The sequence below is a fragment of the Flavobacterium flavipigmentatum genome (genome assembly GCF_020911905.1).
GTDB lineage: Bacteria > Bacteroidota > Bacteroidia > Flavobacteriales > Flavobacteriaceae > Flavobacterium > Flavobacterium flavipigmentatum.
Genome location: NZ_CP087133.1, coordinates 3,703,158 through 3,716,968, shown reverse-complemented (window position 1 = coordinate 3,716,968; position 13,811 = coordinate 3,703,158). Strand labels below are relative to the sequence as shown.

Annotated in this window: 9 protein-coding genes; 5 read left to right on the top strand and 4 right to left on the bottom strand. The window is 34.8% G+C overall.

Annotation, left to right across the window (positions count from 1 at the left end; all coding sequences use genetic code 11):
• The first annotated feature begins 9 nt into the window (after positions 1 to 9).
• A complete protein-coding gene (locus LNP22_RS15865; protein WP_319616450.1) occupies positions 10 to 1,905 on the top strand; it encodes a glycoside hydrolase family 97 protein in 1,896 nt (631 codons plus the stop codon).
• A 60-nt stretch (positions 1,906 to 1,965) separates the two neighbouring features.
• On the opposite strand, the gene LNP22_RS15860 is transcribed toward LNP22_RS15865, so the two are convergent.
• From LNP22_RS15860 to LNP22_RS15855, 3 genes are all read right to left on the bottom strand, one after another.
• Complete coding sequence (locus LNP22_RS15860; protein ID WP_229974332.1) at positions 1,966 to 4,434, bottom strand: glycoside hydrolase family 95 protein; 2,469 nt, start codon at positions 4,432 to 4,434, stop codon at positions 1,966 to 1,968.
• A 327-nt stretch (positions 4,435 to 4,761) separates the two neighbouring features.
• Positions 4,762 to 4,821 carry a hypothetical protein gene (locus LNP22_RS18495; protein ID WP_487320582.1) on the bottom strand — a complete coding sequence of 20 codons (60 nt, stop codon included), beginning with the start codon at positions 4,819 to 4,821 and terminating at the stop codon, positions 4,762 to 4,764.
• 311 nt (positions 4,822 to 5,132) lie between these two features.
• Complete coding sequence (locus tag LNP22_RS15855) at positions 5,133 to 6,422, bottom strand: hypothetical protein (RefSeq protein WP_229974331.1); 1,290 nt, start codon at positions 6,420 to 6,422, stop codon at positions 5,133 to 5,135.
• Positions 6,423 to 7,151: 729 nt separating this feature from the next.
• On the opposite strand from LNP22_RS15855, the gene LNP22_RS15850 reads away from it, so the two are divergent.
• The 4 genes from LNP22_RS15850 to LNP22_RS15835 all read left to right on the top strand — a co-directional run bounded on the left by LNP22_RS15850 (position 7,152) and on the right by LNP22_RS15835 (position 12,432).
• Complete coding sequence (locus LNP22_RS15850) at positions 7,152 to 7,493, top strand: DUF1398 family protein (RefSeq protein ID WP_229974330.1); 342 nt, start codon at positions 7,152 to 7,154, stop codon at positions 7,491 to 7,493.
• Positions 7,494 to 7,832: 339 nt separating this feature from the next.
• Complete coding sequence (locus tag LNP22_RS15845) at positions 7,833 to 9,020, top strand: FAD-dependent oxidoreductase (protein WP_229974329.1); 1,188 nt, start codon at positions 7,833 to 7,835, stop codon at positions 9,018 to 9,020.
• Between the two features lie 13 nt (positions 9,021 to 9,033).
• On the top strand, positions 9,034 to 10,791 hold the full coding sequence (locus LNP22_RS15840; protein ID WP_229974328.1) for a flavin monoamine oxidase family protein: 1,758 nt from the start codon (positions 9,034 to 9,036) through the stop codon (positions 10,789 to 10,791).
• 78 nt (positions 10,792 to 10,869) lie between these two features.
• On the top strand, positions 10,870 to 12,432 hold the full coding sequence (locus tag LNP22_RS15835; RefSeq protein ID WP_229974327.1) for a peroxidase, FMP-type: 1,563 nt from the start codon (positions 10,870 to 10,872) through the stop codon (positions 12,430 to 12,432).
• Between the two features lie 285 nt (positions 12,433 to 12,717).
• Here LNP22_RS15835 and LNP22_RS15830 read toward each other — a convergent pair whose 3' ends face one another.
• Positions 12,718 to 13,095, bottom strand: a complete 378-nt coding sequence (locus LNP22_RS15830; RefSeq protein WP_229974326.1) for a hypothetical protein — start codon at positions 13,093 to 13,095, stop codon at positions 12,718 to 12,720.
• Between the last annotated feature and the right edge of the window lie 716 nt (positions 13,096 to 13,811).

Below are 13,811 nucleotides of genomic sequence, written 5' to 3'. Positions count from 1 at the left end.
TTTTTAAAATTGAACGCACAATCGGTGGTAACAAGCCCCGATGGTAAACTGAAAGTTTTACTTTCTATTTCTAACGGAATGCCATTCTATAGTATTTCATACAATCAAAAAACTTTTCTCGAAAATTCCCCGCTTGGTCTTACCACCAATGTTGGTGATTTTAGTACAGGATTATTTTTAAAAACCGATCCAGATCAAAATAAAATCAATGAAACCTATCAACTTCCTAATATAAAGCAGCGTAATGTACATTATGTTACAAATGAGGCTGTGTTTTCTTTTACAAAAGACGGAAAAATGGCTATCGACATTATATTCAGGGTGAGTAATAATAATGTAGCTTTCAGATACAAGGTATATCCTCAAAATGAATCTCGTTCGTGCGTGGTACAGGAAGAGTCTTCTGGCTTTCTTCTGCCCGAAGGAACGACAACATTTCTCTGTCCGCAAAGTAAGCCCATGACAGGATTTGCCAGAACGGCTCCAAGTTATGAAACTTCTTATACTTTAGATGCTCCGATGGGCAAAAATGGCATCGGTGAAGGTTACACGTTTCCATGTCTTTTTAAAGTAAAAAACGATGGATGGGTTTTACTATCCGAAACAGGTGTAGACAGTGGTTATTGTGGCAGTAGGTTACTCGGTCATGATAAAGGATTATATACTATCGGATTTCCCATGGCTGGAGAAAATAACGGTAACGGAACCACGGCACCAGGAATATCGCTCCTAGGTGAAACGCCCTGGCGCACCATAACTATTGGAGAAACTCTGGCTCCAATTGTAGCGACCACTATCCCATTTGATTTGGTTAAACCAAAATACGAAGCTTCAAAAGAATACCAATATACCAAAGGTTCATGGAGCTGGATTATTAAAATGGATAATAATACTACTTTTCCAGTACAGAAACAATATATAGATTTTAGTGCTTCAATGGGGTATGAAACGATTTTAATTGATGCGCTTTGGGACACTCAGATAGGAAAAGAAAAAATAGCCGAACTAGCTGAATATGGTGCAAAAAAAGGTATTGGTTTGTATTTGTGGTATAATTCGAATGGGTATTGGAATGATGCACCGCAAGGTCCCAGAGGTAAGATGGATAATCCCACAATACGCCGTCAGGAAATGGCGTGGATGAAAAGCATAGGGGTAAAAGGAATTAAAGTAGATTTTTTTGGTGGCGACAAACAAGTGACCATGAAATTATACGAAGACATTCTAACTGATGCAAATGATTTTGGTCTAATGGTTATTTTCCACGGTTGTACATTACCAAGAGGATGGGAGCGTATGTATCCCAATTTTGCCGCTAGTGAAGCTGTTTTAGCGAGTGAAAATTTGTATTTTGGACAAGCAAGTTGTGATAATGAAGCGTCCAATGCCGCCACACATACTTTTATCCGAAATGTTGTGGGAAGTATGGATTTCGGTGGAAGTGCTTTAAATAAATTTTACAATAGCGAAAATATTCCTAACAAAGGCTCAAAACGAATCACTTCTGATGTATTTGCATTAGCGACTGCGGTACTTTTTCAAAGTGGCGTTCAGCATTTTGCATTAGCACCAAATAATTTAGCCGATGCTCCTGCCTGGGCCATAAATTTTATGAAAGAAGTACCTACAACTTGGGATGAAGTTCTTTTTTTGGAAGGATATCCAGGGAAATATGTTGTGCTTGCGCGCCGAAAAGAAGCAAAATGGTATATTGCTGGTGTGAATGCTCAAAAGGAGACTTTTATAACTAAAATAAAACTCCCAATGATTGTTTCCGGCACAGCATTAAAGCACTACTTTGATGATGAAAAATTAAATGGAAACATTAAAGCAATAAAACTAAATGATGATCATGAAGTAGAAATAAAAATTCCTTCTAATGGGGGAGTTTTGCTGCTAAATTAAGTGGCAAACACTGTTGGTTTGCATTTTCGTAAAAAATGATTCGTTTGTTTTATTTAGTTATTATTCTGTAGCTCTAATTGTATATGTTTTGCCTTTTTTAGCTTTAAAAATTAAGGTATACCCAATTGCTGATTTTTCACTTTTGCTAGCAATACCCTTAATACTGAAGGCTTCATTTATTCTAATTTTGCAAGGACCGTCGTTTTTTGCAGTGATAGTTGCGGTTTTCAGTTTATTCATGTCCCACGCAATAGCAACAACAAAATTGCCTTTGGCTACAACACCTTCAATTTCGCCCTGATGCCACGTGTCTGGTAGCGCCGGCAATAAATGTATTTCATTGTTTTGACTCTGCATTAGCATTTCTATGACTCCAGCTGTTCCTGCAAAGTTTCCATCAATTTGAAATGGCGGATGTGCATCAAAAAGATTAGGATAAGCGCCACCATGTCCTTCATATTCAGAATCATTGTCTTTCGTGAGGCGAAGCTGTTTTCTAAATAGTTTATAAGCATGATTGCCATCTAAAAGTCTGGCCCACATATTTACTTTCCATGCAAGACTCCAACCTGTCCCATCATCACCACGAAGTTCTAATGTACGTTTTGAAGCGGCGGCTAATTCTGGTGTATTCAAAGGAGATATTAAGTTGGCAGGATGCAAAGAATACAAGTGTGAAGTATGCCTATGATGTGGATCTTCTTCTTCAAAATCTTCAATCCATTCCTGTAATTGTCCTTTTTTGCCAATTTTAAAAGGTAATAGTTTTTTGTTTGCATTTTCTATGGTTTGTCTAAAATCGGGATCAATATTTAATTGAGTCGAAGCCGCTATGGTATTAGAAAATAGGTCTTTTATAATTGCAATATCCATAGTGGCTGCTGTGGTTACTGTTCCTTTTCTTTTTCCATCATAATAATACTTGTTTTCAGGAGATGTCGAGGGCATGGTAACCCAATACCCGTCTTTGTCTTGCTGCAGCCAGTCTAATGTAAAAGTGGCCGCACCCTTGATAATTGGATACACTTTTTTAAGATATTCGATGTCTCCTGTGTATTGATAATGTTCCCATAAATGCCTGCTTAACCAGTTGGCTCCCATGTACCAATTGGCCCACATTGGATCGCCTTTTCCAAAATCACCAACAGGATTGCTGGTGCCCCAAATATCAGAGTTATGGTGTACTACCCAGCCATTAGCATGATAGAAGTTTTTTGCAGTTTCAGCACCTGTCACCGATAGATTTTTTATTAATTCATCTAATGGAAAAAATAATTCGCTCAAATTGCCAGATTCAACAGGCCAATAATTCATTTGTAAATTAATATTTGTAGTGTAGTTGCTGCTCCAGGGCGCACGGAGGTGCTGGTTCCAGATTCCCTGAAGGTTTGCTGGCACTCCATGAGTTCGGGAAGAAGAAATAAGCAAGTATCTTCCGTATTGAAAAAACAATGCTTCAAGTCCAGAATCTTCCCCACCTTTTGAGTATTGTTCCAGTCGTGTTTCGATAGTTTGTGATGATTTATTTTTTTCTTCTTTGTTGAGTTTTAGCGAGACTCTATTAAAAAAATAATGAAAATCTTCGAGGTGCTCTTTCAGCAGTTCCTCATATTTTTTGCTGGTCGATTTTTTTAAATAATCTTCCGCTAGTTGGTGCTCGTCTTTACCGTCGCTATCAGGGCATTTATCGTAACCATTAAAACTGGTCGCAGCTGATATTACTAATAAAATTTCGGTAGCATTTTCTATTTTCAGTGCATCACCAAGCGTAGTAAGTTTGCCGCCTTTTATAATCGGTTTAACGAGTAACTCAAAACGCATACCACGACAATTGGCCGTATCTTTATAAATAATAGGTTCTTTATTGTACTCAATATAATTAGGGTCAGCATGAGCAGGAGCTTTTCCCTTCATGCTAAGAATCTGCTCTTGCGCTGTGATGCTGTTTTTTAAAAGACTTTTGGTGCTTACAAAAACCGATAGTTTTTCTGGCTGGCTGGCGGTAAGTTTTAAGATGATGCATTCAGCGGGAGCCGAAGCAAAGATTTCCCGCTTGTACGTTACTCCCTCAATTGTAAAGTAAGTTGTAGCAATACCGTCCTGAATGTTTAAATCTCGATAATAGTCGGTAGGCTTTTTGTTGTCAAAATTTTGTTTTAAAAGGAGATCTCCCAAAGGCATGTAGGCTTCGCTGTAAATACCTTGCATTTTTTTTGTAAGGTCGTATGCTTTTTCGTAATTGCCTTCTTTTAATGCCTCACGCACAGGGGCTAAATACTGAAAAGCATCAGGATTGACGTTTGCTTTTACAGGACCGCCACTCCACAGAGATGCTTCGTTAAGCTGTATTAATTCTTCCTCGATTTTTCCAAATATCATGGCACCAAGTCTTCCGTTTCCAATAGGGAGTGCTTCCGTCCATTCTTTTGCGGGCTTATCGTAATGCATTTTTAATTCCTGCTGTGCATGAACAAACGTAACAGGTAAAAGCAGTAGAAAAGTAAGTAACTTAAGTCTATGATGTAACATTCTTTAGCGTTTAATTGGTTATTGGGGCGTGTATTATTTCTTTGTTGTAAATTTAATATAAAAGAGAGAATTAGAAGAATGGTATTATCTATAAAAAATGTTGTTTATGAGGAAAAATGTGAAAAATAAGAAGATTTTCAGAATGAGGAAATCCAGTATACTAAATTAGATTTTCATTTTTTAAAAATTTTTCAGCTTTTGTAGTCAGGTGCAATCTGATCGTCTTTTTAATCTAATCTTTCTAGACGCTTAAGATTTTCTGTAAAATCTGATTCAGAGAAATCTGTTCTCTAAGTTGTGAAATAGGATTGTTTTAGTTGCATATAATTATTGATACAGCCATTTTTTAATCAGTTTGGTATAATTTGGCATGACAGCAAAAAACATCAAAAAAACCATCAAACCTGAATTTATCAAAGCATTAAAATAATGGAATTAGCAGTGACAATGGATAAATGGCAGACCAGGCTGTCTTTTTTAAGCGCCATTTATTATTTTGCTTCAATAAATTATATGTGTTTGTTGGTGCAGAAATATTCAACAATCAAAATAGCCTTACTGATGGTACCATCGGTAAGGCTATTTTTGTTGTTTTTTATGTAAAGATTTAATTTAAATAATTTTCAAACTAATACATAAGTGTAATATTCTTCTATTGATTTTAAAAAAACCGCTAGTAAAATAAATATAAATTAATTTTATTTTCCGCTAGATGCTGTGATTTTTCCTAATTGAAGTCTAAAATCTGGTCTTTTAGCATTAAATATATCAACGAATGTTTCTTTGTTATCACTTTGTGAATAAACATTAAAGAAGATGCTGTTACCATACCAGTATTCTAAGTTTTCATTATTAGAATTGTTTTCTGTAAAGATGTTTCCATTACATAGATTGAAAAACATCTCCTCAAATTTGATTTTCTTTAAGTTAGCATCATTAATTTCTGTTTTACTGTCTAATAAAACGGCAGGATTAAATCCTGAAATCACACTGCGTTTCATTTGAAGTGATGCATTTTCAGCTACATAAACAGCTTCTTTTACAAGACCAGCCTGAATATCAGCTTTTATATTTTCGCTATCATTAAGCATTGTAATGTTTGAAGCAACAACTAGAGTTCCTTTTTTAGTAAAATCAGTTTCGTTTTTTCTTTCGTATGATTTAACTTCAAGACAACGAGATCCGTCTTTATTACTAGATAAATAAGAAGATCTTACAGCCAATGAGTTGTATAAACGACATTGTACGCCTTGAGTAAATTTATAATCGTCGTTGATTGACTTGTAAGAAACAAATTTAGTAGCATTTACATCACCTCCAAAAAAGGCAAATGAATCTCCTCCTGAATAACTTACCATTATGTTTTCTAAAATTGTCTTATTTCCAACACCAGCAATAGTCAATCCGTTAAAAGTATCTAATCCTTTAACTTTTTTTCCTGCAAATTCGATTCTCACATATCTTAAAATCCCTGAATTTCCCGCAAGGTTTTCGCCGCCATAAGTGGTAAGAGTTGGATCAAGATCTAAGTTATAAGAACCAGCATTTCCAAATTTATTGATTGGAGCATCACCAAGAATTACTACGCCTCCCCAATCTCCTGCTTTTTTCATACTACGATTTGAAGTAAAAACAATAGGGTCAGTCTCAAGGCCATCAGCGATGATTTGAGCACCTTTTGTTACTACTAAAGTTCCCTTTGTTTCAAAGTCACCAATGATTAATGTTCCAGGCTCGATTGTTAAAACAGCATTGTTTGTTACATACACATTTCCTTGTAGCACGTAAACATTTCTCTTAAGTAATTTTGTATTAACACTTATATTTCCAGCTAAAATTTGGTTAGGTTCTCCATACTCAACTTTGTGTGGCTTAAATTCGGTCCAGTTGTCTAACCAGTTGTTGTAGCCCAGAATTCCTTTCTCTTGTTGTGCACTCATACTTGTAACTGTCAAAAGCACACAGATGATTTGAGTAATTTTTTTCATGATAAGGGGGTATTAGGTTAATATTTAAATTTGGTATAATAATTTTGCAATACAAAATTATTATGTTGGCTTTTGTAAATATACAACTTTAAAAACAATTTGCAACTATAAAAAACAAAAAATGCAGAGATGTACGAGTTCAAAATTGATTTAGAGAAGCTTAGAAAGTCAAATAGTTTTCCTTATTAGCGCTCTTTTATTAGATTTAAAGGCTGAACTGTTCCAATTATAAAGATTCTAATTTCACTCCCGTTAAGTTCATTAAAAAAAATAAAAGTACGTAAATACATTATTTTACGTTTTTTTTGTCTAGATAACATTATTAATCAATTTTATTTTTTGCCGCTATTCAATAAAAATAATTCTTAAAACAAAAAATAGTTTTATAATAGATGTAGCGAAAAACCTAGCAATGATCAAATTCTTATGAACTACTAGAGTGTTTGTATCTGTTTTTGGAGGATAAGCGGATTTTGGCAATTTAAGGAATTCAAACCAATAGATTTAATAATGAAATTTGTTAAATAATTACAGGCCTTTTAGCATCTGCATCTTTGCATTGTAATCTTAAAGTACATGCAATAAAAATGTAATTCTACAATCAATCATCATTTTGATACATAGTAGCATTATGATAGCATGTAATTCAACAAAACGTCTAACAATTAAAAATTAAAAAAATGTTTACAGTAGAACAAATTAATGCGGCTCACAGTAAAGTGAAATCTGGTGCAGATTTTCCTTCTTAACATTAATGAAATTAAAGCTTTAGGTGTTACACACTACGAAGCTTATGTTGCACATGGACATATTAACTACCATGTAGCAAACAATTATACGGCAAAAGTACTAGCAAAATATGAGCTTTTAGTAATTGCAGATAACTCGCAAAGTGAAGGATTTAAGTTGGAATTGGTAGCGCATCAACAAGTTAAGACAGATTTTCTGACCTTCATCAAAATGTGTGCGGCCTTTGGTATTGAAAAGAGGGAAATCTGTATGGACAAAATGACCTGTACCTATTGCGATAAAGCTGGAAAGGAAATTTTGGTAGAACTAATTCCTTCTTAAGTGTTTTTATGTGTTGTAATTGTTAGCTGAAGGAGTCAATTTGGGTGCGAATATGGGGAATTACCCCCAATGGCTTAAAACTACATATTTTACTTTGCTTATCAAGTTTTAATTTAACATGGAATTATTTTATAGAAGATGTACAAATGTCAGAGGACTTTGTGCATCTTTTTTGTTTTTAAATATTTCATTCAGTTTAAAGTTTGTTTTGTGACTTATAATCTCCGTTTTGTGTCATTTTTTTATAATTGATTTTGTAACTCCAGTAATTTAGACTTATGGCAATGCTTGTGTATTGTTCTAAATGCGTAACCAAAATCAAGAATAAAGAAGAAAATTATGAACACAGAAAACTACGATGTAATCGTGATTGGTGGTGGGCCAATTGGTCTGGCTACGGCATACCATCTTGGCATGCGAAAAGCAAAAACCCTGGTCTTAGAGCAGTTTACGTTTGTAAATCAGCTAGGAAGTTCAGCCGGAGTTTCTCGCCAGTTTAGAATTCCATATCCGCAGGAATATATGGTGCAGATGGCGTTGGATGCTCAGCCTTATTGGGATGCGCTGGAAAAAGAAACCGATACTGCATTACTCGATAAAGTGGGGACACTTTGGTTTGGAGATCCTGCTGTGCATTCTACAGAGGGAAATATTGCTGAAGCGGAACAAGCATTAAAAGAATTAGGAGTTCCTTATACAACGCTAACAGCGAAAGAAATCGAAGAAAAATACCATTTTAAGAATTTACCGGAAACCTATACCGGATTGTTTCAAGCCGATGGTGCCAGCATTAATTTTAAAGCAACCAATGAAACGCTTCTAAATTTGTGCAAAAAAGAAGAAACGGTTCAATTAGAAGAGAATTCTCCTGTATTGAAAATTAATCAGTTGGGAGAACTTTTTGAACTCACCACTCCAAACGGAATTTACATCGCCAAAAAAATAGTTATTATTCCTGGTCCTTACATTAATAGCGTGGTCAATCTACTCGATTTTAAAATAGAAGCCACGTATTGGAATATGTCTTCGGCATATTTTAAAAAAACAGATCCCAACATTCAATACCCAACCTGGTTTGTATTTCAAAATCCAGTAGGCGAAAATGGCAATCAGTTTTATGGTTTTCCTTCAGTCGACTGGGATCATCCCGAATACATTCGCGTAGCGCCAGACTTTGTGATCAATCCGCTCGAAGAACCAAGTGACAGAACCTTAATTCCTAATCCTCAAGAACTAGGTTATACTTCAGACTGGGTAAAAGAGCACATGACAGGTTTGAATACGGAACCTGAATATACATCAACATGTCTTATCGCCCTGAGTAAAATTGCCAATAAGGAATTGTTGATTGATTTTGCTCCAAGTTATGTACCCAATCATAAAAATATCGTGTTATACGCTACCGGATGGGCAGCAAAATTCACTCCGTTTTTAGGAAAAATCATGTCGGATCTTGCCTTAGACGGATATACAGATTTTGATATTACCCCTTTCCAATTAGGATACAAATATTTTAAAGCAATTTAAAAATCAAAACATTATGAATAAAAATACGCCGTTAAATTCAGGGATGAAACCTGATTTAAAAATCGAAACTGCTATTATTGGCGCCGGAACTTCGGGATTATATACTGCTTATCGTCTCGTTACTGATAAAAAATACACTGCTGATCAGGTACAAATTTTTGATATGAATAGTAAACTAGGCGGAAGGCTGGAATCTGTTATCATGCCTGGAATGAATTTCTGGGGTGAGTTAGGAGGAATGCGCTACCTGACTTCTCAGGAAATTGTAACAACATTAATTGAAGGTTATGTACCTCCGGAGGATCCTGACAAACATATTCCTATCCTGAAAGATGTTATGACGCCAGTACCATTTCCTATGGGCGATCCCGCAAAACTATTAATGTATCTTAGAAAAGAGCATTTTAAACAAGATGACTGGAATGTCGCTCAGGAAGAAGATAAAAAACTGCCAACCCGATATTATTTGAATGAAAATGATTTTGGATTTAGTTCAGATCAGCTTTTTAATAAAATTATTTATGATGTTTTAATGGCAGATCCATGGGTTGCTGAACACTATGCTAAAAAAATCAAAAAAGGACCTTCTATTTATGATTATAGTTTTGAATTAGACAGCAGAGATTGGGATGATATAAAACCCAAATTGGTTTATAATTTTCCTAATTCTCCTTACGACAAACGTAAAGTAAATGATCTTGGTTTCTGGAATTTAATTAAGGATCAGGTTTCGCAGGAAGGATATCAATTTTTAGCGAATGCAGGAGGTTATTATTCCAATACGATCAATTGGAATTCAGCCGAAGCTTTCCCGTACATGGTAGGTGATTTTTCAGCAGGAACCATTTACAAAACTATCGAAGAAGGCTATGATAGTATCGCGTATGCGTTAGCCAATTCTTACATAGATCATGAAGGTGCCTGTATCTGGTCTGAAAATAAACTGGTGACTTTTACAAAAGAACATTCAGTAAAAACGCATAAATACCAACTGACATTTCTAAATCTGAAAACAAATAGTAAATGGCATGTGTATGCCAATTCCATAGTTTTGGCTATGCCTAGAAAATCTTTAGAACTTCTGGATCAAAATAATTTCTTTTTTAATGCAGATGAAAACTCCGTTATCAATAAAAATATCCGTTCTGTAATTATGGAACCTGCTTTCAAAATATTAATGGGTTTTGAATATCCGTGGTGGAAAGAATTAGGAATTGACTCCGGGCATTCTATCACTGATTTACCAATGAGACAATGTTATTATTTTGGAACAGATCAAAAAACGAACAACTCTATGTTATTAGGAAGTTATGGAGATATGGAAACTGAAACCTTCTGGAAAGCACTTTCTGATGATAAAGTACTTTTTGAGGTAAAACCGGCTAAATCAGCTTCGCTAAAAGAGTTACATGAACTAAATGATGTTCAGGCAACCAAATTGATGGTGGGCGAATTGATGAACCAGCTACGTGAACTACACGGTGCAGATGTAACGATACCGGAACCTTATGTAACGTATTTTAAAGATTGGACAGACGACCCTTTTGGTGCAGGATATCATGCATGGAAAGCTGGGTATTCTGTTAAAAAAGTAATGCCTTACATGAGAAAACCAGATGTTAACGAACAAATTCATATTTGCGGGGAAGCCTATTCTGATCAGCAAGGTTGGGTTGAAGGTGCTTTTTGTGAAGCAGAGAAAATGCTTCAGGAATATTTTGGACTTGATCGTCCGTTCTGGTTGTCTAAAGATTATTATTTAGGATGGTAAAATGAATCTACTTCTTTAAAAAAAGAGCTGTATTATCATCTTTTAGATGCGCAAATTATTAATTTTAAAAAAGATATTATGCTAAAACGTAACAATTCTGAAGATGAGGTAAATTTACTTCGAGTAAATTCAAATTCAGATCAAAATAGAAATGAAGCATTTCTGGGAGATGCTCCGGAAGATAACAAAGGTGTATTAGAGAGTTTGATGTCAGGATATTCAAAAGTTCAAATTGAAGATCCCATTAGGCCTTTTTATGAGGATAATCTACAGAAGATAGTAAACAATGTAGATTACGGTATTTTAAAAGTATTGCAAGGTACCTGGGTCAGTTATAATAATAGTGAAAAAAGTGAAAGAAAATTAATTGGTACCGGTATACATACTACTATTATGCCTTCGCCGGGCACCAATGCAGGAACTATTCCTGGAAAATATAGTTTTGAATGTCAAGAGTATATAGAAAAACTAACATTTGATCTGGTTCCGGGAGGAGTTCGTAATCGCGGTGGTGCAAACGAACAATTTTGCGGAGCTGTAAAATATGACCAAAGCATTAAAAGTGTAACAAGTGCAGAAGGTCAGGATGCATTGCAATATACGCCAATTCACGAGGAAAACGGTATGTATTTATGGCTTAGCGATGTGTTTAATTACGCTGCCACTGAAAAAACGATTAAGGAAGATCGCGGCGTACATGCTGTATCACAGGACAACCCCAACAAAGATTTATATAAAAGCGGATATCAGGATGAAACCCTTTTTCTAATTATAAATGATCAGGGTGAGAAAGAATATGTAACGCAAGAGAATTTAAATGGTAGAAAATATTATGAAATTATCGCAGCCAAAGAACTTAAAGTTGGAGCGGGTCAAACAGGGCAATATTTTATACCAGATTACTCTATTTCACGCAGTGGCGTGATTCCGCACGGTAGTACCATAACTTTATTAGGAGATTTGGTTCGAAATAATTTGCATGAAAAGGACAAAAAATATTTATTCGATGGTCCGCCACCATTTCCGGAAGGTAATGCCGCCTGGAAATATGATCATCTTTCGATTTCCAGAACTATGGGAGGAGCAGGTGCAAGCGAAACTGACCCTATTAATCTTGACAAACCCGCACCTGACTGGGTATTTGAAAAACTAGATGATAGTAATGATCCCGGAGAAAATAAAATCTATACGCAACGCATACTCGCAGATCCTTTATATCCTTATTCTGTAAGGCCTGATTTGCGTCTTCGTGATACTAATAAAGAAGATTATATAAAAAATTATGTACTTATTCAAATGTCATCTAAAAACAAAACAGGCGCTCAAGGAGGAATACTTAATGTTCCGTTTGTAAATCGTTTTGTCCCTACAGTAGAAATGAATATGCGCATGTGGCTTGAAACAGTTGTAGAAGACGAAAAAGAAATTCTGCAGTTGCAATATGAACAAGTCATCTTTTTTGAATTTGACTTTGGAGATGACGGAGGGACTACAAGCTGGCCACATATACAAGTCAATACGCTTCGTAAAATAGAAGATGTTCCGCTTGATCAAAGACGTTTAATAGAGGAACAATTTCCAGATTCTAAAAAAATTGAATCTGCTGCATCAGCTTCAGGATGTCCTTATCAAAAAGAATAATTTTTTTAATTCCACGGTGTTTTGTATTGAAATGCCGTGGAGTTTTAGCTAATTGGTTGATCATTTTGCAATATCCTATATCAGCAATAAAAAATATAATTATGCTGATGTTTTAAATAAAAAAATGCTTTGATTTTTAGGCTTAGATAAGAGTAAGTGTAAAAATTATAGGATAGTAGTATTTTGCGTCCACTGTAAATTATTGGCAATGATGATAGTAAAAGGATAAGGCTTTGGATGATAATTATCCAAAGCTTTATCCTTTTTAACATTTTAAGAAAAGATCTAGTTAAAATATTCTGCTATATATACTGCTAGATTTTCATCACTCATTTTGTTAGAGGTGCTTTCACTTGATATTGCATTTTTATACTGTGGGGTTTCAGCCAAAAAATTAATAAATTGTTCTTGACTTTGACCAGTTCCTGTAATGTGAATTTCATCTATGTTAGGCATTTTGCTCGCAATCTCTTTGAAAAATTTTTGCATTAAGCTAATTTCCTGATTATTTGAATTTTTTTCATTTGAATTGTTATCTGGTCCTGAATTTTTTACATGCCCTAGTACAACAAACTCCCCATTATCAACATTTTCTTTTCCTACGATTGTCGCGTTGTGTGAATCCATCCAAACTCCAAACGACTTCTTGTTTTTATCTGACATAATTTTATATTTTGTTAAAGATAACCTTCTCAAAATCATTACTATGAAAATTGGCTAAAGATTGTGATTTTATAAGTTGATATTAATATGCACGTATACAAAGAATTAGAGAAAGACAGAGAAAATTGCTCTAAAGCAAAAAACCTGCGAATCCTAGGATTTGCAGGTTTTTTGAAAAGATTGAAAAAGTGACCCTTTTACTTCTTTTACCCTTTTAGTGGGGAGAGTAGTATTCGAACCAAAAGCTGAGAACTCGCTTGTTTACTGCATTTTTAATTGTTTAAAACCTAGTGTGCCACGATGTTGCCACGAAAATAAAAGTACCGGTTTTTACAACATTTCTAAGGTGACTTTTATATGTTAACTTATTTAAAATAAGTGTTTTAAATTTAAAATATGGATTGCAAAAATACAATTATTGATGATGTAATACTAAATACAATTTTAAAATTGGATAAGAGCATTCTGTCGCATCAAAAAAAAACCAAAGATAAAAGGTATTCAAAATTCGATAGGACCAAGGAATAAGCATGTGTCAAAATTTATCATTGCTATTTTGAAATCACTTATAGCATGGTCGCTTACGTTCTTATTTATCATGATTTCCGTAACGGGTTCAGGAATGCTGCCTTCTACCGTTTTTGCTATATGGCTGATTTTGTAACTGTGTTTAAAGTGCAGATTTTTAAAAGCTTTTTCAGGCTTACGGTGCAGTA

Coding starts and splice junctions, on each gene's coding strand:
- LNP22_RS15860 (WP_229974332.1), bottom strand. CDS start 4,434: ATGTTACATCATAGACTTAAGTTACTTACTTTTCTACTGCTTTTACCT.
- LNP22_RS15855 (WP_229974331.1), bottom strand. CDS start 6,422: ATGAAAAAAATTACTCAAATCATCTGTGTGCTTTTGACAGTTACAAGT.
- LNP22_RS15845 (WP_229974329.1), top strand. CDS start 7,833: ATGAACACAGAAAACTACGATGTAATCGTGATTGGTGGTGGGCCAATT.
- LNP22_RS15840 (WP_229974328.1), top strand. CDS start 9,034: ATGAATAAAAATACGCCGTTAAATTCAGGGATGAAACCTGATTTAAAA.
- LNP22_RS15835 (WP_229974327.1), top strand. CDS start 10,870: ATGCTAAAACGTAACAATTCTGAAGATGAGGTAAATTTACTTCGAGTA.
- LNP22_RS15830 (WP_229974326.1), bottom strand. CDS start 13,095: ATGTCAGATAAAAACAAGAAGTCGTTTGGAGTTTGGATGGATTCACAC.